This is a genomic window from Paenibacillus sp. FSL R10-2796 (assembly GCF_037965315.1).
GTDB lineage: Bacteria > Bacillota > Bacilli > Paenibacillales > Paenibacillaceae > Paenibacillus_AQ > Paenibacillus_AQ odorifer.
On record NZ_CP150178.1, the window covers coordinates 2307558 to 2332540 of the forward strand.

Sequence of the window (24983 nt, forward strand, 5' to 3'; positions counted from 1 at the left end):
GTGGCGCAAAGAGAGGCATAAGTGCCTCAGAATGCCGCGGAAAGCGCAAAAGTGGGGAAAAGAGAAGTATAAATACCGTAGAATGCCGCACAAAACACCAAAGTAGCCAAAAGAAAGGTATAAATACCGTAGAATGCCATGCAAAACACCAAAGTAGCCAAAAGAAAGGTATAAATACCGTAGAATGCCGCGCAAAACACCAAAGTAGCCAAAAGAAAGGTATAAATACCGTAGAATGTCGCGCAAAACGCACAACTAGCCAAAAGAGAGGCATAAGTGCCTCAGAATGCTGCGAAAAGCGAAGAAGTAGCGAAAAGAGAGGCATAAGTGCCTCGGAATGCTGCGAAAAGCGCAGAAGTCGCGCAGAGAGACACACTCATACGAAAAAGCCCACTAGCCTAAGCCAGTGGGCTTTAATATGCCCCCTGCATTGCTTGCAGGGGGCTAAATGTTATTGTCTGCCGCTACCTGCTGCGAGTTGAAAACTATTTTTGTCCACGGAAAGGGCTTCGTCCGGTCGTTCCTCACGGGGAAATGAAGCCATAACCTCTATCTCTTTGGGTGCATATGAGAACTCGAGTTCTACCCGATCACCGCTGATGGCTTTAGGATGTACCTTTTGTTTGGAAACCAATTCATCGTAAGAAGCCATATCCACACATACGCCTTTGCCATTGTCGTTCCAGCAATAAGAGCCTTGAATAGCCTCGAACCGCTCACCGCCAACAGTAACTTGAACGCTTGGGGGCTGTGGGTTAGCAGTGTCTTCTGATGAAATCTTATCTTTAAAAGTTGATTGAAACAAGTCCAATAGATCTTTTTTGCTGGTATCTGACAGACGATAGTGGCCCATTTGTCCGGATTTAATGAGTAACCCACTGTTACTTCCGCCGATCCAAAAAGAGAACTCATAACTTATGCCATCCTTCATGTTCACAGTGGTGCTGTAATCGCTGGGAGCAATATCTAGTTGTCCTCTATCATATTCAGCAGTAGTTATGGCTTGAACGAAACGTTCAAACGAGGATGGATCCGAAATAGTGGCCATGGGCTGTTTTTTTTCAAAACTATATTATTTGCATCCAACTCAATCTGGCCTGCTTGTTTTACTTCGTTTCCCGTATTTCCACAGCCGACCAGTCCTATAAAAAGCAAAGTAATAGTAAGTAGTAATAAAGCGGTCTTGTTCATCTCTTCAATGCTCCTTTACACATTCTTTAATTCTCAGACTATAAAAAAGAGGAAAAGGTTGATAAAAAAGGCAGCGAATGTTTAAGGTCAGCTTAAAACGCATCAGAGATATTCAGTTTCAAAAAATTCGATTTTAAGGTGGTTTTCAAACTTACTATGTGGCAATACCTACCTTAATCGTAGATTGTGTAAGGAGAGTGAAATTCGAATTCGAAGCTTATGAATCGGTTGTACTGAGCCATTCTATCCGTGTATAATAGGTACAGTATAGTACAGATCGGAGCATGGGGGTGTAACAGTTGGAAGGTCAAGGCGATGCGATTACTAAACACGAGCAACTGCTGCAGCATATTGAAGGTCTTAAGGTAGGCACCAAAATATCTGTTCGCAAGCTCGCCAAAGAAATGTTAGTCAGCGAAGGGACTGCTTACCGTGCAGTGAAGGAAGCTGAGAATCTCGGGATAGTCATCACGAAGGAACGGATTGGTACAGTTCGTGTAGAAAAGAAACCTCGGAACATTTCAGAACAGCTGACGTTTGGCGATGTAGTTGATATTGTTGAAGGGCATGTGCTCGGCGGAGCAAGTGGACTAAATAAACATCTGCATAAATACGTGATCGGGGCGATGAAGGTCGATGCGATGATCCGTTATATAGACGCTGACAGTCTGTTGATTGTAGGTAACCGTGATGATGTTCACTCTCTAGCGCTGGAGCAGGGTGCGGGGGTTCTGGTGACAGGGGGCTTTGGGACGAGCCGTGAAGTGAAGGCCTTGGCAGACGAGCTGGATCTTCCCATTATTTCTTCGAGACATGACACGTTTACCGTCGCTTCAATGATTAACCGTGCTATTTTTGATAGATTGATTAAGAAAAAAATTATGCTGGTAGAGGATATTATCGACAGCAAACCGCGCCTGAATACGTTAAAAATCTCTAGTACCGTCGGCGAGCTACGACAGGTTTCTGAGGAAACTGGAGAGCAGCGCTTTCCCGTTACGGATGAATGGAACCGAGTCATCGGCATTATCGGTCGCCGCGATGTAGAGGAATTGACGGAAGGCCAGATCATTGAAAAAGCGATGATCCGCAGTCCGGTTACGGCTGCACTGCAAACCTCACTAGCCTCCGCGGCCCAGATCATGATGTGGGAAGGCGTGGATTTTCTGCCCATAGTGGACCGTAACCGTAAACTGGTAGGCTCCCTAACCCGTAAAGAAGTGCTGCAAAGCTTACGCGATGTCCGGAATCAACCTCAGCTGGGAGAGACTTTTGATCATCTCATTTGGAATGGTTTTGCGGATGAGCGGGACGAAGAGGGACGATTGTTCTTCCATGGCTTTATTACGCCGCAGATGGCCACGGATCTTGGGACGATTTCTGAAGGAATATTGTCTACGCTTATGACGCTCTCGGCATTTAAAGCAGCTAAGGACATCACAGGAAATGATTATGTACTAGATAATATGTCCACTTATTTTATCCGACCGGTACAGATCGAACATGCGATCATTGTAATGCCGAGACTGCTCGAAATCAGCCGCCGTACCTGTAAGCTTGAAATTGAGATCAGCCACTCGGATACTCTGGTAGCCAAAGCTGTTCTGATGCTGCAATCCATTGATCATGGCTAAAAATGGTTTGCTAGCTGGATAGCATACGGTAAATAGGATCGTATACATGCTAAATAGACTGCCCTCATCATTGAAAGAGAGGGGAGTCTATTTTATTCTTTCTATTCCGTCAGAACAGCAGCTAAGCTTTCGACTAGTGTTGTTCCTGGCTACGGCTGCGACTACGGCTGTAAAAACTATAGCTGCGTAGCCCCGAGAAGATGTTGAACGCACCAATCAGCAGAAAGGCAGCTTCAACAATGATATTAACGGTAGAGCCGCGAAACAAAAACATGGATATCAAGGACAGCGTTACGAGCATAGCACCGAGCATCACATTCATGACGGAGCGTTTCAGCCCTTTATCTTGGGGATTTAAGGCACGGCGGGAGGATATGCTGAACACAGCGGCACCGATTACAAAGATCACCAGCAGGATAAACAATAAATACTTGATAAATAAAACCATGGACAGCCAGCTCCTTTATCGTGTCTTGCAGTAGCCAAGAAGTAATTTCCACGTCTGTCCATTATTGTATCACACGATGGCTGTCAGCTGCGCTTAAAAGGACTGATTTCTACCCAGATTTGCAGGACGCCTTCCATGACGAGCATGGTTCGGATTTTGACAGAGTATTCCTTGTCACGCACAATGTATAGCTTACCATCCAACAGCAGTCTAACCAGTTTGCTGTCTGTATCAATATCGAACATGCTGCGGCCGCGCATCGGTTCCAGATCTGAGCCCATTTGGCTTATGATTAATTTTACAGTTACGGGGTCAAGTGGGGTATCTTCTTTGGATTTGCTTTCCTCCGATCGAATTTTGATTTCTCTGATCACGGTTGAGGTATTATTGTATTTTTTGAGTGTCTGAATATCTTTTTGATATTGCTCGATCTGTACACGCAGATCTTGATTATGCAGCCATAATACGTTATATCCTACATGGTAAATAGCATTGTATATGACAGCTCCTACGACGATCCCTAGCATGAATATAGCGGAGATCTGGGTGAATCTGCGAAAACGACTGAATGGTGGAACTCTCACTGGCGTTACCCCCTGCCGCACACCCATTTTACTAGCTCACTGCCCATATGGGCTCCTAGAAAAGCGAAGGCAAGATACATGATTTGTTTGATGGCGGGGGAGAGGTTGCCTCCAATCATGTTGCTTTCAATGACCCGTAAGGGGTCCATAGTACCTCCTACAGCGGCTGCTAGTGCCCATATTTTAATCCGATCTGCCACATCCAGCATCGTTTGCGTCGGCGGTTGCAGGGATACAACGGCGCCGATTCCGCCGAGCATAGCTCCGCCAAGCACGATGCCGAAGGCGATAAAGAAGTCGAGGATAGCTTTGCTCATAAAAATGCTCATACAGGCCCCTTCCCGGACGAGGCATTTACAAGCTTTGCCTGTCCTTATGCTCTTAATCCATTCTATGGGCGGGTCCCCCTTTAATATGATAAAATAGTTTCATCTTATGTTTGATTTTTGCAGTAGAGAGGAAGTGGGGTTATGAGCCCTTTCGTGCATTTGCATGTGCACAGCGAATACAGTTTACTGGATGGGGCGGCGCGCATTACCGATCTCGTGCACCGGGCCGGCGAATACGGCATGAAGTCGCTGGCGCTTACGGATCATGGAGTGATGTACGGGGCCATCCCCTTTTATAAAGCGTGTAAAGAGAATGGAATCAAGCCGATTATTGGCTGTGAAGCTTATTTAACCGCGGGTTCACGCCGTGAGCGGGGCAGTCGAAAAGATCAACCGATCTACCACTTGATTCTGCTCGTCAAGAATGAAACCGGCTACAAGAACCTGATGAAGCTGATCTCTATCGGCCATCTGGAAGGCCATCATTATAAACCACGAATTGATATGGAAGTGCTGGCAGCTCATTCAGAGGGGATTATCTGCCTAAGTGCTTGTCTGGGCGGAGAAGTGCCGCAGCATCTGCTGCATGGACGTGATGAGGAGGCGCGCAAGGCTGCGCTGCGATATAAGGCGATTTTTGGCGAAGATTTCTATCTGGAGCTGCAAGACCACGGGATCTCCGAGCAAAAGAGAGTCAATCCCAAGCTGATCGCCCTTGCCGAGGACTGTGAAATTCCACTTGTGGTGACGAATGATGTCCATTATTTAGCGAAGGAAGATGCTGAGGTTCAGGATGTGCTGATCTGCATCGGAACAGGCAAAACGGTGGATGATGAGGAACGTCTCAAGATCGGAACAGATCAGCTGTTTCTAAAAAGCAGCGAGCAAATGGCGGCATTGTTTCCGCATGTGCCGCAGGCTATCGCCAATACCTTATTGATCGCAGAAAAATGTAATTTGGAGCTTACCTTCGGCAATCATATTCTGCCTGCCTATTCTCCGCTCCCTGAAGGCATGGATTCCGCTGCTTATTTGCGTGAGCTGTGCTGGAAGGGGATGGAGGAACGATATATAGATACACCGCAATGGACTACACCTGAGCAAAGAGAGACGGCTGAGAAGCGTCTCACCTATGAGCTGGGTGTTATCGAGAGTATGGGCTTCAGCGATTATTTTCTAATTGTGTGGGATTTTATTGCTTATTGTCATCGTCAGGGAATTGCTACGGGACCCGGACGGGGATCCTCCGCGGGTAGTCTCACCGCATACTCTTTGCGAATAACTGACGTGGACCCATTGAAATATAACTTGCTCTTTGAACGTTTTCTAAATCCAGAACGGATCACCATGCCGGATATTGATATCGATTTTAGTGATGAACGGCGTGATGAGGTTATTGGTTATGTAGTGGAGAAATACGGCAAAGAACATGTGGCGCAAATTATTACTTTCGGAACTATGGCTGCACGGGCTGCCGTTCGTGATGTAGGCAGGGTGCTGAACTTGCCTTATAACGAGGTAGACAAAGCTGCCAAGCTTATACCTGGTCAACTAGGGATCAGCCTTGCCAGAGCGCTGGAGAGTACACCAGATCTTAAAGCACTGTATGATAGCAATCCAAAGATTAAAGGGTTGCTGGATATGGCTATGAAGGTGGAGGGCATGCCCCGCCATGCTTCGACACATGCTGCTGGGGTTGTTATCTCGAAAGGTCCGTTGACCGATGCAGTCCCACTTCAGGAAGGTAACGAAAGTACGGCGTTAACCCAATACTCTATGGAGCATTTGGAGAGTGTCGGGCTGTTGAAAATGGATTTTCTGGGTTTGCGCACGTTGTCGATTATCGAACGCTGCATGAATTCGATTAAAGAAATGAGCGGAAGTGTTCCGGATTTCCGTGTTATCCCAGATCATGATCCAGCTACGTATGAAATGCTTGGGGCTGGTGAGACAACAGGGGTCTTCCAGCTGGAGTCGGCGGGCGTTAGACGAGTACTTAAAGATCTGAAGCCTAACGGCTTTGAAGATATTGTATCGGTTCTAGCGCTGTATCGTCCCGGTCCGATGGAATTTATCCCGAAATATATAGCAGGCAAACACGGTGAGATTGAAGTAGAGTATCCACATTCTGATTTGAAGGCTATTTTAGCGGACACCTATGGGATCATTGTGTATCAGGAACAGATCATGCAGATTGCTTCTCTGATGGCGGGCTTCTCGTTAGGAGAAGCGGATCTGCTCCGTCGAGCGGTCTCAAAGAAAAAACGTGAGACGCTGGATAAGGAACGGAGCCATTTTGTTCAAGGCAGCTTACAGCAGGGGTATAATGAAACGGATGCAAATGCTGTTTATGACATGATCGTGCGCTTTGCTGATTACGGCTTCCCGCGTGCTCATGCCGCGGCTTATGGAGTACTGGCTTTCCAGACAGCCTATCTCAAGGCACATTATCCGGTGCAGTTTATGGCGTCTATGTTGACCGCTGTAATGGGCACTCACCGCAAGGTAGCGGAGTATGTGCTGGACTGCCGCCGCACAGGCATCGGCGTGTTGCCGCCGGATGTGAACGAGAGCGGCGTATTGTTTACTCCGGTTCCTGGCGAAGGAACCGGAACCGGGCATATCCGCTTTGGACTTGCAGCCATTAAGAACGTCGGCACGCTGGCAGTGGAGAACATTATGGCAGTCCGCAAGGAGCGGCCGTTCGACAGTCTGCTAGATTTCTGTCGACGTGTGGACCTGCGGGTCTGCAATAAGCGGGTAGTGGAATCTTTGCTGCAGGCGGGAGCTTTTGACTGTCTGCCAGGTCACCGCGCCCAGCTGCTGGCTATGCTGGACGAGACGGTTGACGCTGCGCTGAAATGGCGCAAGGAGCGGGATGAACTGCAAATCCAGCTGTTCGACGATTTGGTGGAGACACCGAACTGGGAAATCCGCTATCCGGATATCCCTAAGTTCACCATTGGCCAGCAACTGGAGATGGAACGTGAGCTGCTGGGGTTATATCTTTCGGGCCATCCGCTTGATGATAGCGCGGAACTGCTTGAGGAGCCCGGCATGCAGCGGCTGATGGATCTTGGTGAAGCCGCGGATGAGAGCCAGACGGTTACGGCCGGAATGGTAGTATCCGTTAAGGAAATTACGACGAAGCAAGGAAAATCGATGGCCTTCGTCGAATGGGAAGATCAGATCGAGCGCTGCGAGGTCGTACTCTTCCCTGAGGTGTGGAAGCGAAGCCGCAGCTTGATTGCCAAGGGCGCGCTGCTGGCCTTGCGCGCTAAGGTTCAGCAGGAAGACGAAGGCTTCAAGCTGCTGGCCGAGGAAGTGGCGCTGCTGTCTGCGGAGGCTCTCCGCGGGCTGTTGCAGCGCCGCAGTGCCGCCGCGTCCCGCTCGTACAGCGCGGGACGCTCGGCCTCGGCAGGAGCGCCGCCACGCGGCGCAGCTCCTGCTTCCCGGACCAGCGGTGCCGCCACTGGTCCGGCTGCCAGGCCAGCAGGCGGCACAACGCCGCCTGCAACACCTGCACAGGCCGCGCCAGCAACAGCGGCGACCTCAGGCCAGCGTGTCTTTATCAAGATCACGCCGGCCTCAGAGAATGCAGCGTTGCTGTCGCGCCTGAAAGAGCTGCTGCAGAATCATCCCGGTCCTGCTGCGACGCTTCTGTTCTATGAACAGGATCAGAAGCTCCTAGCTCTTAGCGATAATTATCGAATTAAGCCGTCCGAGGAACTTTTCGCGGCGATCGAGGTTATGCTGGGTGCAGGTACGGTAAGAATAAAATAAGAACAATTCTCCCCTTTTCCGCATACATTAGGAAACCACAGGGCACATCCCTGTACGGAAAGGGGAGTCGCAGCATGTCCTATCAAATGGCAGTAGATCTGTTGGAACGCAGAGGTGTATCACTTTCCTCCATTGCTGAAATCGTATATATTTTACAATCGGTTTATTATCCTGGTTTAACCAAGGATGAATGTCTGTCCAGCGTCAAGTCTGTTTTGGGCAAAAGAGAAGTGCAGTATACTTTAATGACAGGTGTTGCTCTTGATGAATTAGCCGAGAAAAAACTGCTTCCACAGCCGCTGCAGGCGGTAATGGAGGCTGATGAATCCCTCTACGGAGCGGACGAGACTCTGGCACTTGGTATTACAGGGGTATATGGGATGATCGGACTGACAGGTTTTGGGTATTTGGACAAAATAAAGCTTGGAATCATTGGTGAACTGAACGATGATAAAGGTAGGATTCATGTATTCTTGGATGACCTTGTTGCCGGTATTGCTGCCGCCGCTTCCGCCAGAATTGCTCATCGGCATGAAGGGGCAAAAGTATATCCTTTAGGCACGGACAAGGAATAATTGAGCCCCTTTATTTCGTTTGAACAAGTTCCTCAGTCTTGCTTCCTATGCCCTACTCCTGTTGCGGGAAAAAAGAAAACTGTGTTATCATAATTCCATTATACGGGATACGGCTGGGAATTAAGATTGGGGAGGCCTTGCAGGGCATGTGGACGGTAATATATATCGCGCCGACCGCCAGAGTGGCGGATATGATTAAGAGTAAGCTGACAGAAGAAGGTTTTTTGGTAGAATGCCGTCCAATCAATATGTCCAAGCAGCAGTTTGAGATATTGGTTCCTTCAGGTGAGCTGGAGGAAGTACAGGAAGTCCTTAATCTTATTCTGCATCCCTGAGTTTCTTACAAGACAAAAGTCATGACAGCGGCAAGCTGCATAACGCAAATAAACGGCTGAAGAGGTGCGGGTGTGTTCAAAGATTTATTTCAGAAGAAACGGAAGTACGCGACTATTCCTTCAGAACGTCTGGAGCGGAGCGGCGGGCCTGCGGAAGGCGAACGCCCCAAACGTGAAATCCCTGAAGGATTAATGAGCAAATGTAATAAATGCGGAACGATCCAGTATAGTAAGGAATTAGAGAAGAACCTAAAGGTATGTCCTAATTGTGGTCACCACTTGCGCCTAAATGCTGTGGAGCGCATTGCAATGACATTAGACCCTGAGGGCTTTATTGAGTTTGACAGTGAAATGTATTCTATCGACCCGCTGAAATTTCCGGGTTACGCTTCCAAAGTGGAGCAACAGCAGCTGAAATCTGGACAAACTGAAGCCGTAATTACGGGTCAGGGTTCCATTGGTGGCCATCCAGTCATCGTAGCTGTGATGAATTTTGAATTTTTCTCAGGCAGCATGGGCTCTGTAGTAGGGGAGAAGATCACCCGTGCGATAGAAGAGGCCACAGAGCAACAGCTTCCACTCCTTATTTTCTCTACTTCAGGTGGAGCGAGAATGCAGGAGAGTATTCTTAGTCTAATGCAAATGGCGAAGACCAGCGCTGCGCTGGCTCGTTTTAACGAGGTTGGAGGTCTTTACATCTCGATAATTACGGATCCTACTACCGGTGGAGTATCTGCGAGTTTTGCCAGCCTTGGTGATATAATTATTGCAGAGCCTGGAGCGGTATTTGGTTTCGCAGGACGTATAGTCATTGAGCAGACCATTCGCCAGAAGCTTCCGGATGATTTCCAGACCGCTGAATTTAATCTTCAGCATGGGTTGCTTGATATGGTCGTGCACCGCAAAGAAATGCGCGCTACATTGACTAAAATTTTGGAGCTGCATGACGTGAAAGGGGGATTTTAGGTTGGCAGGAGAGTTGCCTTTTGAAATGCCTCTGGTAGAAATGCGCAAGAAGATTGCTGAACTGAAGCAGTTTGGCGAAGAGAAGGGTATTGATTTTACGGACGAGGTAGCTAGGCTGGAAGAACGATACCGTGTGCTGGAGGAAGAGATATATTCTAATATTTCTCCTTCGCAAAAAATGCATTTGGCTAGACATCAAGGACGTCCGACTTCCCTTGATCTTATGGGGCAGATCTTCACTGATTTTATTGAACTCCACGGTGATCGGATGTTTGGGGATGATCTTGCTATTGTAGGCGGCATCGGTAAACTAAATGGGTTGCCGGTTACAGTTATTGGCCAGCAGCGCGGTAAAGACACCAAAGAGAATATTTTACGATTCTTCGGCAGTGCACACCCTGAGGGCTTCCGTAAAGCGCTGCGTCTGATGCAGCAAGCGGACAAGTTCAAACGTCCCATTATTACCTTCGTGGATACGAAAGGTGCATACCCAGGCAACACAGCCGAGGAAAGAGGTCAATCCGAAGCGATTGCCCGCAATTTACGCGAGATGTCTCAGTTTGGTGTCCCTGTAATCTGTGTGGTCATCGGTGAAGGCGGAAGCGGTGGCGCCCTGGCATTGGCGGTTGGAAATAGAGTGCTCATGCTGGAACATGCCATTTATTCGGCGATATCTCCTAACGGAGCGGCCTCTATTCTGTGGAAGGATGCTTCGAAGGCTGATCAAGCGGCAGAAGCCATGAAGATAACGGCTGCTGATCTGCTTGAGATGGAAGTTATAGAAGAGATCGTACCAGAGCCTAAAGGCGGCGCTCATCGGGATTACGAAGCAACGGCAGCGGCGATTAAGGATGCATTATGGCGGCATCTGCAGGAGCTTACCCAGATGAACTCAGTGGAATTGAAGGATGATCGATACCGTAAATTCCGTAAAATTGGTGAGTTTGCAGAGGCTCAGCAGGAACAAATTTTTATTGAAGAAGAAGTGAAGTCAGAAGTGTAAAAGTGCAAAATCATTTGCACTTTAAGACATATAGCTATACTTAGTGGGTCTTTTGGATATAGTGTAAAATATACAATTTATTGGAATTAAAATAATCTCGATCCACTAACGGGATTATTTTAATTTTTTTTATGTTTACAGAAAATTCGACTTAAAGTTACACCCAAAAGTGCCTACAACATTGATTTTGTGTCTGGTTTGCAGTAATATTCATAAGGGCGTACTTAAAGGCACATGTGACAAAGTTCCTATTTTATTAGTTAGCCTTGTAGTAGATTTTGTAGTTGGAAAAAGTGAGACAGAGAGAACGAAAAAACGGAGGAAAACCTAATGCGGAAAAGTAAAATTGTATGTACGATCGGACCTGCGAGTGAATCGTTGGAGAATATCAAAAAATTGATTTTGGCTGGTATGAATGTGGCCCGTCTGAATTTCTCCCACGGCGATTTCGAAGAGCACGGTGCTCGGATCAATACGATCCGTCAAGCATCTAAGGAACTGAACAAAACAGTTGCTATCCTGCTCGATACTAAAGGACCGGAGATTCGCACAGGCAAGCTGGAAGTAGAACCGATTGAACTTGTTCAGGACGAGTACCTGACACTGACTACGGAAGAGATCCTTGGTAATCAAGATCGTATTTCCATCACGTACAGCGAACTTCCTAACGATGTTCAAGTAGGATCCACAATCCTTATTGATGACGGTCTGATTGGTTTGACAGTTGTCGACATTCAAGGTACAGAAATCAAGACCCGTATTGTAAACGGTGGTACGATTAAGAGCAAGAAAGGCGTTAACGTACCAGGAGTAAACATCTCCTTGCCGGGTATTACGGAAAAAGACACCAACGATATTCTTTTTGGTATCGAACAGGACATCGATTTTATCGCCGCTTCCTTCGTTCGCAAAGCTAGCGACGTTCAGGAAATTCGTGAGCTGCTTGAGAAAAACAACGCTTCTCACATCCAAATCATTTCCAAAATCGAAAACCAACAAGGTGTTGACAACCTTGATGAAATTTTAGAAGCTTCTGACGGCCTGATGGTTGCTCGTGGTGACCTTGGTGTTGAAATCCCAGCTGAAGATGTACCTTTGGCTCAAAAATTGATGATTCAAAAATGTAACGTTGCTGGTAAACCAGTAATCACAGCTACACAAATGTTGGATTCCATGCAACGCAACCCACGTCCTACTCGCGCTGAAGCAAGTGACGTAGCAAACGCTATTTTAGATGGTACAGATGCAATCATGCTTTCCGGAGAAACTGCTGCTGGTAAATATCCAGTAGAATCCGTACTTACAATGTCCCGCATTGCTGAGAAAGCGGAATCCGCTCTGAACCACCATGAAATCTTCATGAAACAACAAACTGCACAAGAAACTACAGTTACAGAAGCAATCAGCCAATCCGTTGCAATTTCTGCTTTGGATCTGAACGCTAAGGCTATCATTTCTTCGACTGTAACAGGTCATACTGCACGCGTTGTTTCTAAGTACCGTCCTAAAGCACCAATCATTGCCGTTACAACACAAGAAAGAACTATGCGTCAATTGTCCCTCGTTTGGGGCGTAACGCCAGTGTTCGGACAAGTTGCATCTTCCACAGATGAGCTGCTGGAAACAGCAATCAAAGGTGGTAAGGATTCCGGTCTGGTTCAAACTGGTGACCTAGTTGTGATTACTGCAGGAATTCCACTTGGACGTTCTGGTTCCACTAACTTGGTAAAAGTAAGCACAATCGAGTAGTTCTCGATTGGCTTCACCTGTTTAACAGGTTCCATAAAGCTTAATTAAAGGGTTGTCTCAACTGTAGTGAAAATCTACAAGCGAGGCAGCCCTTTTTTTCGTGTTTATCAACATATTCGATTGAAGATTATGTTAAATCCATTTATGCTGTTAGTAACAAATCTTGAATGATAGGTTCGAGTATTTTTATTTGGGGTATGTTCGTTTGACAGTAAAAGAATCCCCACGATGGTTTGGACAAGAAGGAACGGCGATAGTAGCGTTATTTTGCACCATGATTCCTCCCATATTGAGAGTGAGCCTCGGACTTTTGCCATTAATTCGACAGCAATAGAAGCAAGTAGGGGAGACACGCGCCAGCTTTGCGATCGAGCCGTCTACCTCGGGAGCCTCCATAATCCATTCACCAGAGGTTTGTGGTCCGGTATATCGCTGTAATGTTCGAAAAATCCAATTTCGGCTCAAATTGCGGAGCGTAATCGTCCATTTGTTGCGGCCTACCTTCGTGATGTTCGCTTTTATATGGTCTCCAGGGCTCACTGGAAGGGGAATTACCGTTTCGACATCAGGAAGGATTTCCCACCAAGCGTAATACCGGGCACGGCCATTTACGAATTCATGGCCTGTACCCGTTTGGATCAGGCTGCTGTTCTTGAAACCGTCAATACCAATCCAAGCAGAGGAATAGGAAGGTTTAGAGGTTGGTTTTACATATGGAACGATCCATTCACCGGCAATGCGGTTAAAAGCCCCCTTTTTTCCAGTGATCGTATATCCGCTCCAGTTTGTTGAAGACCAGCCGAAGCCGGAGCTTTGAAATTTGTTCGAATTAGATTTGTCTTTTAGACATGGATGATTGACCCGATTAGAATTTTGCTTATCATTCAACTTGTCCACCGCCTTTATAGTACTGCTATATTAAATGCGGTGATTACATAGGAAGTACGGGTGTTCTGCTAAAATATAAGAGAGTGCAATGCTTGATTAAGAAGCTGGAGAGGATTTGTAGCTTAAAATGGAAAAATTATCGAAGCTGCGTGGCTTTTATCTGTTTTTAGGATTGGCCGGCGGTTCATTTGGCTCATATCTAACGCTGCTGCTTGTCCACAATGGACTTGATAGCGGGCAGATAGGTATACTAATGGCAACAGGCACGCTAATTGCGATCACGATTCAGCCAATATGGGGAATTGTCTCGGATCGGTATAATCAGACGCGTTTGGTACTAATCCTAAGTGTGGCGATACCGGCTTTATTAGCCGTCTTTTACCGTTCGGAATATTTTATAGTGTTACTGCTGGTGTATACCCTCTCTACAATCTTTTCCTCGACACAGGCGCCTATAGCCGATTCTTACGCGATTTCAGCGGCGAAGAGGGCTGGGGCTACTTATGGCAGTATAAGGCTTATGATGAGCATTGGAGCGGCTGTGGGAGCCTATTTAGGCGGATTGTATGTATCGTCCTTCTCTGTATCCACGATATGGTTGCCCTTTCTTATGTTTAATCTGATTGCGGTTCTTATTGCATTGACGCTGCCGAAGCAGGCAGAAGAGAATCATATGATGCGGCAATCGTTTTCTCAGGGGGTTAAAAAGCTGCTGGGGAATCGGGTGTTCCTAGCGTTTTTGGGTGGCAGTTTTCTTGTGAACCAGACGATGACTGCTTTTGGAACCTACTTCGTCATTGCGTTTCAGTCGGTTGGAGGTTCAACTCGTTATGCAGGAATTGCGCTTTTCCTCGCATCTGTAACGAACGTGCCCTCCATGCTGTTTGCTTCCAAGGTAATCAAAAAGCTGGGGCGCGAGCGGACGCTGCTCCTTGGCGCACTTATTTATGTCTTGCGGTGGGGTATTCAGGTGGCTTTCCCTTATCCATCCGTAATGATTGGAGTGCAGGTACTGCATGGTCTGTCATTCGGGTTCTTTTATATTGCTGCCGTTGAATATGTATCTCAGATCACCTCTAATGAGATGCAGGCGACTGGGCAAAGTGTTTTTAATATGGTGTTCTCGGGTTTTGCCGGTGTTGTAGGCAATTTATTAAATGGATTCTTGCTCAATCAAGGCGGCGTAGAAGTGATGAACCTGTCTTGTATGTTGAGTTCAATTGCAGGAGCGATGCTGCTATTTTATGTCGCCAGAAGCTCCCGAAGCAAACTATCGACGACAAAGCTATCTTCAGACGGGGCCCGGGCCTAAAGCTCTCCCTGCTGCCTATGCCGAAAGGAGTATTTATAAATGGAATTACAGCAAGACGGCTTGCGAAGCCGGTGGTATGAGTCTACCCTGCGTGTTCGATACCAGGAAAGTGATCAGATGGGCGTAGTGTATCATGCGAATTATTTGAACTGGTTTGAGTCTGGCCGTACGGAGTTGTTACGTCAGCTTGGCTTTACTTATCGTGAGCTTGAGAATCAGGGAGTGCTGCTGCCTGTTACCTCAGCCGATTTGCAATTTAAAAGTCCGGCGCGATATGATGATCTTATCTCCGTGTATGCGCGAATGACTACCTTTTCGGCGTTAAGAGTCGCATTTGAGTATCAGGTGCGGAGGCTCTCGGAAGCAGAAGGTAGGAATTTAGAGGGTTCAGCGGCTACTTTGGGACAATTGCGGTCGATGGACCTCCCCGGGGAACTGCTGGTTACCGGCTCGACAAATCATGTTTGGGTGAATCGAGAATGGAAGCCTGCCAGGCTGGATAGAGCCCTTCCGGAGCTGTTTCACGCGATTAAAGGAGCGCTGCGGGAAGAAAGGGGTTCTGTATGATTAGAAGCAAATGGTTGTGGGCTGCATTATTTATCATTCCTGCCGTGGAATTATTCGGCTTTATCTTTGTAGCAGATCAACTTGGAGCATTCAAAACGCTGCTGCTTATGTTGACGACCTCGGTTATCGGACTATTGATGATGCGTTTCGAAGGGAATAAAGTGCTGCAAGACAGCAGAACACATATGCAGGAGGGACGCGTTCCTGGCCGGACGATGCTGGATGGCCTATGCATTTTTTTCGGTGGCTTACTGCTGATCTTACCTGGCTTCATAACGGATATTGTAGGTTTCTCCTTGGTGTTTCCGTTAACTCGGCCTTTGTATCGTATATTTTTGCTGAAGTGGATTGAGAAAAAGATGAAAAACGGCACCTTCACCTTTTACCGCCGCTAGTCATAATCAAAACAAAAACAGAGCGGGCCCCTGTCATTGATAGGAGCCCGCTCTGTTTTGCTATTCCAAGAATTGTAGGGTATTGTTTATTATCTTAGTCTTCCGCTGACAATATAGCTGTGTAATGCGTGAAATACACCTGCTCGGTTAAAGGCTACAAGAATAACTAGAATAACGGGACCGATGATCAGCCCAAGCATACCGAACAGCTGCAAACCTGCAAACATACCGACCAGCATAGCAAGGGGATCAAGCCCAATGCTGCTGGCGAGCACTTTCGGCTCAAGCACTTGGCGGGTTACAAGGATAACGGCATATAGGATAGTAAGTCCGATCCCCAGTGCCAGATTGTCTGTCATGTAAGAGTATAACGCCCAAGGAATCATTACGATTCCAACCCCTAAATAAGGCAACAGATCCACAAAACCAATCATTAAGCCAATAGCGAAAGCAGATTTTACACCCAAGAGCAGCAACCCGATCACGACAATGACCGCTGTAATGGAGATCAGGATTAGCTGAGCCCGGAGATAGCCGAAGAGAGCTTTTCGCAGATCCCGCCAGATACCCGATACCGGCTTTAAGAATGGGGCTGGCAGCCAGCCTGTGAGTTTGGCATTATGTCTTTCCCAGCTAGTACTAATAAAAAAGGCAGCGAGAACGACCACGATAAGAATTGTACCCATACTGGGTAGAGCGGAGATCAGCTTTAAGATCACATTAAAAAATCCGGTCACCACTTGCGTAACTGCGTAACCAACGGTTTCCGTTGTTCTGCTGATATTGCTGTCAATGGTGGCGTGATAGTCAGGATTGTCGCGGTAGAACTGATTTATCTGGTTAATGATATTCTGTATGCTTGCATTCTGGCTCAAGGACAGCAGAAGCTCTCTCCATTGGTCCGTATGAAGATTAAAGGTCTGCAGCAGCACGATCAATTCTTTCACTAGCCTTGTAATCATCGCGGTCAGTACTAGTGCGGTTCCGCCTATGTAAAATAGCAGCGAGAGCGACACCGCCAGCCACGCTGGGAGCTTAAGGCCTTTAAGAATCAACACTAGTGGATGCATGATATAAGCGAGCAACCAAGCGAGCAGGAGGGGGTATAACAGCGGAAGCAATAAATAGATTGCCAGCAGGAGGATAGAGGTAGCCAGAACGACCCACAGGCCGCGCAGCAGTCTTTTAAATGCTAATCGGTCCATACGAAGATCTACACCTCCTTCATTCCTGCGGATGCAGGGGAATAAAAGCTCGTCTTCATATATATTCATAGAACCTATTTAAAGACTAGGAAACGGGATAAATATTGGGCTGAACCGGATGCTATAAACTAAAATCTCAACTGTGAATCAAGGGTTTAGAAGTTTTTTTCTATCTCTGTGATAAAATCATTTGATGCGCTGCAAAGCTTCCACATTGTTCACATAACCGACAAAATCCAGTATGATGAATAAAGATTCGATTACGAAAGTCAGACAACATCCTCGCCGGATATGTCCTTGAACTGCACTCCTTAGATTTTTCAATGCTTTAAATTGGAAATGTTTACATGAAACCGAGAATGCTTTTTATACCTTGTTGGCAAAGGAGAGATATGCTATGACAGCTACCAAAGGCTTGGAAGGTATCGTTGCAACAACTTCATCCATTAGCTCTATTGTGGATGGGGTACTCACTTACCGTGGTTATGATATTGATGATCTCGCAGAAAATGCTACCTTCGAAGAAACCGCTTATTTATTGTGGTTTGGCAGTCTACCAACAACACCAGAGCTGGAAGCGCTCAAACGGGATTTCAGTGCTTTCGCACGGATTCCTGAGCCAGTGATCGAGCAAATGAAGCTCTATCCAAAAGACACCAACACCATGGCAGCATTGCGGACTGCTGTATCAAGCCTTGCTCTCTATGATGAAGCGGCTGACGATATGAGTAGAGAAGCTAACGAGATTAAAGCAGTAAAACTACAGGCACAGCTCCCGACGGTTGTGGCAGCCCTATCGCGTATTCGCAAAGGTCTGGAACCTGTGGCTCCTAAAGAAGGCGTCTCGATTGCCGAGAACTTCCTGTATATGTTATGGGGAAAAGAGCCTGACAGTGTATCTGTTAAAGCGCTTGATACCGCACTTGTGCTTCATGCGGACCATGAGCTGAATGCTTCGACTTTTGCAGGCCGGGTTACGGTTGCAACCTTGTCCGATATTTATTCCGGCGTAACCTCCGCTATCGGTGCACTCAAGGGTCCACTTCACGGTGGGGCGAATGAAGCCGTTATGAAGATGCTTGAAGAGATCGGAAGTTTGGAAGCGGTTGAACCTTATATTCGTAAGAAGCTGGATAACCGCGAGAAGATCATGGGCTTCGGCCATAGAGTATACAAAAATGGTGATCCACGTGCTAAACACCTGATGAAAATGTCACTTGAACTTGGCACAATGAAAAATGATACTACGCTGTATGATATGTCCGTAAATATCGAGGAATTGATTACCGGACAAAAGGGACTTAAACCGAATGTTGATTTCTATTCGGCATCAGTTTATACACAGCTGGGTATTGAACGTGAGCTGTTCACTCCTATCTTTGCAATTAGCCGGACTTCAGGCTGGACTGCACATATTCTGGAGCAATATACAGATAACCGTATTATTCGGCCACGTGCAGAATACACAGGTATGATTGAACAGAAATACGTTCCAGTAGACGAAAGATAGAAGGGCAGCCTTGCGGGCTGCTCCTAAAGTTTAGTAGAATGAACCCTAGAATATATGCAATAATGCATATTCATACGTAGAGAGTTTTGTTCGAGGCTTGTCCATGAGAAATTAAATCCCACAAAACTTTAGGAGGAATACACTCAAATGTTGAAACTAGAAAAATTCGATCTGCCAACAGAAGGCGAACAAATCACAATTAAAGATGGTAAACTGCAGGTTCCTAATCATCCAATCATTCCTTTTATCGAGGGTGACGGCACAGGCCGTGATATTTGGAAGGCTTCCAAACGCGTACTTGATGCAGCAGTAACTAAAGCTTATGGCGGCACAAAGCAAATCGCTTGGTACGAAGTTTTTGCTGGCGAAAAAGCCTTCAATACATATGGCGAATGGCTGCCAAATGATACTTTGGAGGCAATCCGTGAATATTTTGTAGCTATTAAAGGTCCACTTACGACTCCAATCGGAGGCGGTATTCGTTCATTGAACGTAGCTTTGCGTCAAGAGTTGGATTTGTACGTATGTCTGCGTCCAGTTCGTTATTTCGAAGGGGTTCCTTCTCCTGTTAAACGTCCTGAGCTGGTGGATATGGTTATTTTCCGTGAGAATACGGAGGATATTTATGCAGGGATTGAATATCAAGAAGGTTCTGCTGAAGTGAAGAAAGTCATCGAATTCCTGCAAAAAGAGATGGGAGTTAACAAAATCCGTTTCCCTGAAACTTCTGGTATTGGTATCAAACCAGTATCCTCCGAAGGTTCGAAACGTTTGGTACGCGCTGCTATTGAATATGCGATCAAACACGGACGCAAGAGCGTAACGCTTGTGCACAAAGGAAACATCATGAAGTTCACTGAAGGTGCCTTCAAAAACTGGGGTTATGAAGTTGCTGAGCAAGAGTTCGGAGATAAGGTCTTCACTTGGAATCAATACGATGTGATTAAAGAACGTGAAGGTGAAGCTGCTGCCAATGCTGCTCAGAAGGATGCTGAAGCTGCGGGCAAAATTATCATCAAGGATGCCATTGCGGATATCGCATTGCAACAAGTTCTGACTCGTCCGACTGATTTTGATGTTATTGCTACCTTGAACCTGAACGGGGATTACCTGTCTGACGCGCTTGCTGCGCAAATCGGCGGTATCGGTATCGCTCCTGGAGCGAACATTAACTATATTTCTGGACATGCGATTTTTGAAGCCACTCATGGCACCGCACCTAAATATGCAGACAAAGATGTTGTGAACCCTGGTTCCGTGATTCTGTCCGGCGTAATGTTGCTGGAGCATCTGGGTTGGCAGGAAGCAGCAGATCTGATTTATAAAGGTATGGAAACAGCTATTAATAACAAAACCGTGACTTATGACTTTGCCCGCCTGATGGAAGGCGCAACTGAACTGAAATGCTCTGCATTTGCCGACGAGATTATTAATCACCTCTAAGATAGGCTGGCTCAACCAACTGAATATATTGAAGTTTAGCTAATACAAGCTATACCGACACCGTTCTAGGAGGAGAATCCTTGGCAATCAAACGTTATAAAATTACAGTTGTAGGTGCCGGTTTTACTGGGGCTACTACAGCTCTTATGCTTGCTCAAAAGGAGCTTGGTGACGTTGTGCTGCTTGATATCCCACAAATGGAGAACACAACCAAGGGGAAGGCACTAGATATGCTGGAAGCAGGTCCTGTACAGAAATTTGACAGTCAAATTACAGGAACCTCAAGCTATGAAGATGCTGCGGATTCAGATATTGTAATCATCACTGCAGGGATTGCCCGTAAACCTGGAATGAGTCGCGATGATCTCGTGAACACCAATGCAGGTATTGTGAAGTCGGTATGCGAGAACATAAAACGTGTAGCACCAGATTCCATCGTAATCATTCTGAGTAATCCAGTTGACGCTATGACCTATGCGGCATTTAATGCGCTGGGTTTTCCGAAGAGTCGCGTAATTGGACAATCCGGAGTGCTGGATACAGCCCGTTATAACACGTTTATTGCACAAGAGCTGAAGGTATCTGTTGAAGATGTACGTGGTTTCGTATTAGGCGGACACGGCGATGATATGGTACCGCTCGTAAGGTATTCCAGTGTCGGTGGCATTCCAATTGATACATTGATAGCTGCGGATCGTATTGATGAGATTGTGCAACGTACACGTGTAGGTGGCGGAGAGATTGTTAACCTCTTAGGAAATGGTAGTGCTTATTATGCTCCAGCGGCTTCTTTAGTTCAGATGGCGGAAGCTATCTTGAAGGACAAAAAACGGATCATTCCGGTTATCGCTTTGCTCGAAGGAGAATATGGCTACGATAACCTGTTCATGGGTGTTCCGGCGTTACTTGGTGCCAATGGTATCGAGAAGATTTTTGAACTGGAGCTTACAGCTGAGGAAAAAGCGGCTTTAGATAAGTCTGCTGAATCCGTGCGTAGCGTAACAGCTGTGCTAACTGTATAGATTGTGACAGAGGTATGAAGAAACCCCCATTTTGTTCACTTAAAATGGGGGTTTCCTTTTCTTCTCAAGCAATAATGGGTATAATTAAATGTAACTATTATCACAGTTAAAACGGAGGAGATATGTTATGGATTGGAACGTGTTGTTTTTCTTACATATGATCGGAACCTTGGCACTTGGCTTCTACCTTGTGCTACCCTTCATCCTAGGACGTGCAGAGAAACTGTCGTCTGGGGCTAAAGAAGGAACGTTAAGTGCAGTAACCGGATTTAATCGTTTTGCGCAGTATGGATTGGTGATCCAACTCCTTACAGGCGGTTATATGATGACCAAAGGTGATTATTCAGTAGCGTGGATGATTATTGTTGTTGTGTTATTGCTAGCGATGTTTGCACTTGGCGGTATTATGAGCAAGCCTTTGCGTCTTGCAGCAGCTGGAATTCGTGAGAACCGCGACGTTAGCGCAGAGACTGGAAAATTGCGCACACTTAGTGCACTGCTTACGGTGTCATTGCTACTAATGGTATTCTTCATGGTGTTTAACGATATAGTTTAATCTATAGCGAATTATACCCGCCTCCGTAATGGAGAGCGGGTTTTTCGTATGTTCCGGTAATTTATCTTCATAAAACGTTAATCCCTGATAGGATTCGTATAAGATTTCGGCCGGTAATTTAACGGAGAAACACCCGTCCATCGTTTGAATTGTCGGCTGAAGTGGCTCTGGGAAGCAAACCCGAGTTGTTCAGAAATCCTCTGTATTTTTAAATCGGTATGAAGCAGCAAATGTTTTGACTTCTTTAATCTTAGGTTAGTTATGTACTGCCTAGGAGATATCTTATATATCTTTGTAAACAACTTATGGCACTGCACCCGACTTAAGCAAAGCTGCTCAGCAATCAAATTAACCGTGAGCTCCGGCAAATGAATATTGGCTGCAATATATTTTTCGATCTGATGAGCAGTTTCCACCTCGTACAAAGAGTTTGCTTGTCGCGCTGTGTTGGAATTCTCCGAATTCGAGAGCTGTACATCAATGAGTTCAGTCAAAATCATCAGGATGATCGCTTGCAAACGAAGCCTTTCTTTTACAAGAATCATTTCTTCAATTTCCTCGGGAAATCCAGTGGAGGCCGTCGTGGCGAGAATATTGTTCTTAATAAATTCATCCAAATGTTCCAGTTGGTGATTTAATCCCGAATGCTGCATTTGCTGGTTATTCCATTTCTGTACAGCCTGAGACTGAAACCATTCACGAAACTTTAAATCGTCAATATCGAAATGAAAGGAGAGGTAGATATAGTTGCTCAGGCCAGAATTAACTACATAATGACGTAAGCCAGGCGGAATAATTAACCAATCTCCTTTACCAAAGGCAATGGAACTTCCTTCTACATATTGATGGGAGTTGCCGTCGTAGCAATACAATAGTTCGAAGATTTTGTGATGATGATCAGGGTATGTCCACCCAGGTTCTGCTACACGATAATGAACACCGATCAGCTGCAGTGTACTTATAATGTTCGGAAAGCTGACTTTGTAAGCGATAGGAGTTCTCCTCCTTAGGATCAATAGGGATGTTCTTAATTATATCAAGGATACCTATACATATGACCATTTTGCAGTGTGAGCCGTTGATCATTCCATGGTTTTCGTTACAAAAGGTCAAAAAAAAGAATGAAATCATCATTTGAATCACTTTAGAGAACAGGGATAATGAAGGGACCTAGGGAAGTATTTCGAGAAACGGAAGGAAGTGTAATGAAGTGAGAAAGCTGTGTAGGAATATACTAATCTTATCTTCTTTACTTATGGCTTCATTGACTCTTACTCACGGTAAAACAGAGGCATCCCTATTAAAAGATGGGGCAGAGAGGCAACCTCCAACCCAAATTGCAAGCGTATACAAGTTTAATTTTACAAACCAAGTTAAAACAGGATATCAATCCGTTAGGTATGATCCTAATCGCGGTGCACAATTGTATGACTCATCTTTAGGTTATGGTTTTGTTCAAGAGACCAACGCTTTACCCGCCAGAGAAGTGCACACCGACTCAATTACATCCGATGGAACAGGTTTTTTCATCACAGAACCTATTTTTTTTGCTGAACCTAAATCTGAGAAAGATAATTATAACAACTACGGAATGGCGTTTCGAATGGATGCTCCCCCTGGAACCTACAACGTATATGTAAAAACGACTTCTGACGCAGAGGATGGGATCGTGTCAGTATCAGGAATGCAGACCAGCCGCTTGTTGAAAAGTGGACATTGGGACGCTGCAAAGCTTGTACCCGTCAAGCATACGGCTGTAGCCAAAGGGAAAGAGTGGACTTATACGTATGTAAACGGCCGTGACCATATAGATATTGAGATCGAACCGAACAAAGTGAACACAGCTGTGGGGATTGAGGAGATCATACTGGAACCGATTTTGACTCAGCATAGAGCGGCTGGAGCTCTTCCGAATTTATTTATACTTGGAGATTCTACTGTCAAGTCCTACACCTTCGACGAAGCACCAATGAGTGGTTGGGGCCAGATTATTGGCAGTATGTTTAATCAACATAAATTGAGTGTAACTAACTATTCCATGGGGGGACGCTCGTTTAAAAATGCCTATACAGAAGGTCGACTGAACGGCATTTTACTGAATGGCAGCATTGGGGATTATGTGTTTATTCAATTCGGACACAATGATGAGAGCGCAGATGAGTTCAGACGTTACGGCAGAGGTTCGACAGAAGCAATGTATGAAAATTACCTTAAAGAAGTCTATCTCCCTGCGATTCAAGCCCGGGGTATGATACCAGTACTGGTAACCCCAATGTCCAGAATTAAAGGGAATGCAAGTCCGGGATATATCTATGAAAATTCTTTTAAATCAAGAAAGTTTGTAGATATTCTTAAACGGGTCGCAGATGAATCTGGAGTTACACTTATTGACCTTAACTCGGAAAGTCTGAAATATTATAACGAGATCGGTGTAGAAGCAATAACAGCCCTCTTCATGTCTATTGAAGCCGGAGAAACGCCAGGCAAAACAAATGACGGAAGTTACGCTAACGGGCATCCTTCAAAGAAAGTCGATGGGACTCATTTTAAAGAAGCGCTCGCCAAACAATTTTCACGGATGATTGTCACGGAGCTTGTAGAGAAAGGTGCTACTGGCGATTCTACTGCTGCCTCCATTACTCCTTACCTTAAAGGGAACGTTAAGCATGCGGCACTAACAGGGAACTGGGGTAAGATTTTTCCGGAAATAACGAATGATACGACGACTGGGGAAGCTGCTTATTACCGTAATCAAATTGAAAAATTAATCCAGCTGGGAGTAATGGGCAAAGACCGTCAAGGGAATTTTAATCCGGATACGGAGATGACAGTTGCTGAATTCACACGCAGTATTTCTAAGTTAATGAAAGTGGAAAGATCTGATGTTGCCTATTATCCGAAAGGTAAGCTGTCACGTGAATCGATGGGTGCTATTCTCTATGATGTTTACCAAGTAAAGTTTGCTAATAAACCTAAGTACATGACTGATTATAACGGCACAGCAGTAGTGCCAGGAGATCCTGGCTATGATTCGAATTTGGAGCCAGGAGCTAGAGGTGCGATGTACTATCCTCTTGTATCCTGGACGCAGCTTGTTGATACAGCGGACATTTCTCCTTATTTAATTTCAAAAGTAAAAAGTGCATATGAATTAGGACTCTTTAGATCTGAAATGGGGATTGCCAGAGGCGAAATGGTCAATGGGACAGAACTAGAACCTAAAGCTATAGTGACCCGGGAGAAAGCGGCCAAAGCTCTGTACTTTATGTGGGTGCTGGAACATGAAGTGAATGCAGAAAATCATGTTTCTTCTCTAAAATAGTCAGGGTGAACAATTCAAGGCACAGCAGCGATGCTGTGTCTATTTGTATGCAGTGAATTCCTCTCCACTTACAGCAGTATATCTCTCACGGTTGTTTATATCTACTTTCATTGTGGTAAGTAAGATTCGTAAAGCGATTTAAGAAAATGACAAACCCAGCGTATAA

The 24983-nt window shown here is 45.8% G+C and carries 22 protein-coding genes; 15 read left to right on the plus strand and 7 right to left on the minus strand.

Going from position 1 to position 24983, the window contains the following annotated elements; translation table 11 throughout:
* Positions 1 to 451 precede the first annotated feature (451 nt).
* A complete protein-coding gene (locus NST58_RS10245; RefSeq protein WP_339247606.1) occupies positions 452 to 1048 on the minus strand; it encodes a hypothetical protein in 597 nt (198 codons plus the stop codon).
* Between the two features lie 442 nt (positions 1049 to 1490).
* On the opposite strand from NST58_RS10245, the gene NST58_RS10250 reads away from it, so the two are divergent.
* Positions 1491 to 2825: a DRTGG domain-containing protein gene (locus tag NST58_RS10250; RefSeq protein ID WP_076124897.1), complete on the plus strand. Its 1335-nt coding sequence runs from the start codon at positions 1491 to 1493 to the stop codon at positions 2823 to 2825.
* A 133-nt stretch (positions 2826 to 2958) separates the two neighbouring features.
* Here NST58_RS10250 and NST58_RS10255 read toward each other — a convergent pair whose 3' ends face one another.
* The 3 genes from NST58_RS10255 to NST58_RS10265 all read right to left on the minus strand — a co-directional run bounded on the left by NST58_RS10255 (position 2959) and on the right by NST58_RS10265 (position 4186).
* Positions 2959 to 3273: a YtpI family protein gene (locus tag NST58_RS10255; RefSeq protein ID WP_076124899.1), complete on the minus strand. Its 315-nt coding sequence runs from the start codon at positions 3271 to 3273 to the stop codon at positions 2959 to 2961.
* 83 nt (positions 3274 to 3356) lie between these two features.
* Positions 3357 to 3857, minus strand: coding sequence for a DUF4044 domain-containing protein (locus NST58_RS10260; RefSeq protein WP_038569663.1), 501 nt, complete (start codon positions 3855 to 3857; stop codon positions 3357 to 3359).
* 5 nt (positions 3858 to 3862) lie between these two features.
* Positions 3863 to 4186, minus strand: coding sequence for a YtrH family sporulation protein (locus NST58_RS10265; RefSeq protein ID WP_036678886.1), 324 nt, complete (start codon positions 4184 to 4186; stop codon positions 3863 to 3865).
* A 141-nt stretch (positions 4187 to 4327) separates the two neighbouring features.
* Between NST58_RS10265 and NST58_RS10270 the strand changes: the two genes are divergently transcribed.
* The 6 genes from NST58_RS10270 to pyk all read left to right on the plus strand — a co-directional run bounded on the left by NST58_RS10270 (position 4328) and on the right by pyk (position 12597).
* Entirely contained in the window at positions 4328 to 7969 is a 3642-nt protein-coding gene (locus tag NST58_RS10270) for a DNA polymerase III subunit alpha (RefSeq protein WP_339247609.1), read from the plus strand.
* 74 nt (positions 7970 to 8043) lie between these two features.
* Positions 8044 to 8544 (plus strand): phosphatidylglycerophosphatase A, encoded by a 501-nt coding sequence (locus tag NST58_RS10275; protein WP_036678892.1) that lies wholly within the window; start codon positions 8044 to 8046, stop codon positions 8542 to 8544.
* A gap of 146 nt (positions 8545 to 8690) precedes the next feature.
* A complete protein-coding gene (locus NST58_RS10280; protein ID WP_036678895.1) occupies positions 8691 to 8879 on the plus strand; it encodes a hypothetical protein in 189 nt (62 codons plus the stop codon).
* A 72-nt stretch (positions 8880 to 8951) separates the two neighbouring features.
* A complete protein-coding gene (gene accD, locus NST58_RS10285; protein ID WP_076124903.1) occupies positions 8952 to 9845 on the plus strand; it encodes an acetyl-CoA carboxylase, carboxyltransferase subunit beta in 894 nt (297 codons plus the stop codon).
* A 1-nt stretch (position 9846) separates the two neighbouring features.
* Positions 9847 to 10848, plus strand: coding sequence for an acetyl-CoA carboxylase carboxyltransferase subunit alpha (locus NST58_RS10290; RefSeq protein WP_036678900.1), 1002 nt, complete (start codon positions 9847 to 9849; stop codon positions 10846 to 10848).
* Between the two features lie 330 nt (positions 10849 to 11178).
* Positions 11179 to 12597 carry a pyruvate kinase gene (gene pyk / locus NST58_RS10295; protein WP_038569666.1) on the plus strand — a complete coding sequence of 473 codons (1419 nt, stop codon included), beginning with the start codon at positions 11179 to 11181 and terminating at the stop codon, positions 12595 to 12597.
* A 186-nt stretch (positions 12598 to 12783) separates the two neighbouring features.
* Here the strand turns inward: pyk and NST58_RS10300 are convergent, their stop codons facing one another.
* Positions 12784 to 13485 carry a G1 family glutamic endopeptidase gene (locus NST58_RS10300; RefSeq protein WP_076124905.1) on the minus strand — a complete coding sequence of 234 codons (702 nt, stop codon included), beginning with the start codon at positions 13483 to 13485 and terminating at the stop codon, positions 12784 to 12786.
* 127 nt (positions 13486 to 13612) lie between these two features.
* Here NST58_RS10300 and NST58_RS10305 point away from each other — a divergent pair, with 127 nt between their 5' ends.
* The 3 genes from NST58_RS10305 to NST58_RS10315 are packed head-to-tail and all read left to right on the plus strand — an operon-like array spanning position 13613 to position 15759.
* Positions 13613 to 14797, plus strand: coding sequence for an MFS transporter (locus tag NST58_RS10305; protein ID WP_036678905.1), 1185 nt, complete (start codon positions 13613 to 13615; stop codon positions 14795 to 14797).
* Between the two features lie 39 nt (positions 14798 to 14836).
* A complete protein-coding gene (locus NST58_RS10310) occupies positions 14837 to 15364 on the plus strand; it encodes a thioesterase family protein (protein ID WP_038569667.1) in 528 nt (175 codons plus the stop codon).
* Positions 15361 to 15759, plus strand: a complete 399-nt coding sequence (locus NST58_RS10315) for an FxsA family protein (protein WP_076124906.1) — start codon at positions 15361 to 15363, stop codon at positions 15757 to 15759. Before NST58_RS10310 ends, NST58_RS10315 begins: the two co-directional genes overlap by 4 nt.
* 89 nt (positions 15760 to 15848) lie before the next feature.
* On the opposite strand, the gene ytvI is transcribed toward NST58_RS10315, so the two are convergent.
* The gene (gene ytvI / locus NST58_RS10320) at positions 15849 to 16964 is read right to left on the minus strand and encodes a sporulation integral membrane protein YtvI (protein ID WP_339172757.1); all 1116 of its coding nucleotides are present in this window, start codon (positions 16962 to 16964) and stop codon (positions 15849 to 15851) included.
* A gap of 397 nt (positions 16965 to 17361) precedes the next feature.
* Here ytvI and citZ point away from each other — a divergent pair, with 397 nt between their 5' ends.
* The 4 genes from citZ (at position 17362) to NST58_RS10340 (ending at position 21495) form a co-directional block, all read left to right on the plus strand.
* Positions 17362 to 18474: a citrate synthase gene (gene citZ / locus NST58_RS10325; RefSeq protein ID WP_036678915.1), complete on the plus strand. Its 1113-nt coding sequence runs from the start codon at positions 17362 to 17364 to the stop codon at positions 18472 to 18474.
* Positions 18475 to 18621: 147 nt separating this feature from the next.
* Positions 18622 to 19917, plus strand: coding sequence for an NADP-dependent isocitrate dehydrogenase (icd, locus tag NST58_RS10330; RefSeq protein ID WP_036678918.1), 1296 nt, complete (start codon positions 18622 to 18624; stop codon positions 19915 to 19917).
* A gap of 80 nt (positions 19918 to 19997) precedes the next feature.
* Positions 19998 to 20939: a malate dehydrogenase gene (mdh, locus tag NST58_RS10335; protein WP_339247614.1), complete on the plus strand. Its 942-nt coding sequence runs from the start codon at positions 19998 to 20000 to the stop codon at positions 20937 to 20939.
* 127 nt (positions 20940 to 21066) lie between these two features.
* Positions 21067 to 21495, plus strand: coding sequence for a hypothetical protein (locus tag NST58_RS10340; protein ID WP_036678923.1), 429 nt, complete (start codon positions 21067 to 21069; stop codon positions 21493 to 21495).
* A 77-nt stretch (positions 21496 to 21572) separates the two neighbouring features.
* On the opposite strand, the gene NST58_RS10345 is transcribed toward NST58_RS10340, so the two are convergent.
* The gene (locus NST58_RS10345; protein WP_076191158.1) at positions 21573 to 22511 is read right to left on the minus strand and encodes an AraC family transcriptional regulator; all 939 of its coding nucleotides are present in this window, start codon (positions 22509 to 22511) and stop codon (positions 21573 to 21575) included.
* Between the two features lie 194 nt (positions 22512 to 22705).
* Here NST58_RS10345 and NST58_RS10350 point away from each other — a divergent pair, with 194 nt between their 5' ends.
* Complete coding sequence (locus NST58_RS10350) at positions 22706 to 24817, plus strand: GDSL-type esterase/lipase family protein (RefSeq protein WP_339247617.1); 2112 nt, start codon at positions 22706 to 22708, stop codon at positions 24815 to 24817.
* Positions 24818 to 24983: the final 166 nt, after the last annotated feature.

Excerpts from the sequence above, each read along its gene's own strand:
- NST58_RS10245 (WP_339247606.1), bottom strand. The coding sequence starts at position 1,048 with ATGGCCACTATTTCGGATCCATCCTCGTTTGAACGTTTCGTTCAAGCC.
- icd (WP_036678918.1), top strand. The coding sequence starts at position 18,622 with ATGTTGAAACTAGAAAAATTCGATCTGCCAACAGAAGGCGAACAAATC.
- NST58_RS10315 (WP_076124906.1), top strand. The coding sequence starts at position 15,361 with ATGATTAGAAGCAAATGGTTGTGGGCTGCATTATTTATCATTCCTGCC.
- ytvI (WP_339172757.1), bottom strand. The coding sequence starts at position 16,964 with ATGGACCGATTAGCATTTAAAAGACTGCTGCGCGGCCTGTGGGTCGTT.
- NST58_RS10255 (WP_076124899.1), bottom strand. The coding sequence starts at position 3,273 with ATGGTTTTATTTATCAAGTATTTATTGTTTATCCTGCTGGTGATCTTT.
- NST58_RS10305 (WP_036678905.1), top strand. The coding sequence starts at position 13,613 with ATGGAAAAATTATCGAAGCTGCGTGGCTTTTATCTGTTTTTAGGATTG.
- NST58_RS10310 (WP_038569667.1), top strand. The coding sequence starts at position 14,837 with ATGGAATTACAGCAAGACGGCTTGCGAAGCCGGTGGTATGAGTCTACC.
- NST58_RS10265 (WP_036678886.1), bottom strand. The coding sequence starts at position 4,186 with ATGAGCATTTTTATGAGCAAAGCTATCCTCGACTTCTTTATCGCCTTC.
- NST58_RS10275 (WP_036678892.1), top strand. The coding sequence starts at position 8,044 with ATGTCCTATCAAATGGCAGTAGATCTGTTGGAACGCAGAGGTGTATCA.
- citZ (WP_036678915.1), top strand. The coding sequence starts at position 17,362 with ATGACAGCTACCAAAGGCTTGGAAGGTATCGTTGCAACAACTTCATCC.
- NST58_RS10280 (WP_036678895.1), top strand. The coding sequence starts at position 8,691 with ATGTGGACGGTAATATATATCGCGCCGACCGCCAGAGTGGCGGATATG.
- NST58_RS10340 (WP_036678923.1), top strand. The coding sequence starts at position 21,067 with ATGGATTGGAACGTGTTGTTTTTCTTACATATGATCGGAACCTTGGCA.
- NST58_RS10270 (WP_339247609.1), top strand. The coding sequence starts at position 4,328 with ATGAGCCCTTTCGTGCATTTGCATGTGCACAGCGAATACAGTTTACTG.
- pyk (WP_038569666.1), top strand. The coding sequence starts at position 11,179 with ATGCGGAAAAGTAAAATTGTATGTACGATCGGACCTGCGAGTGAATCG.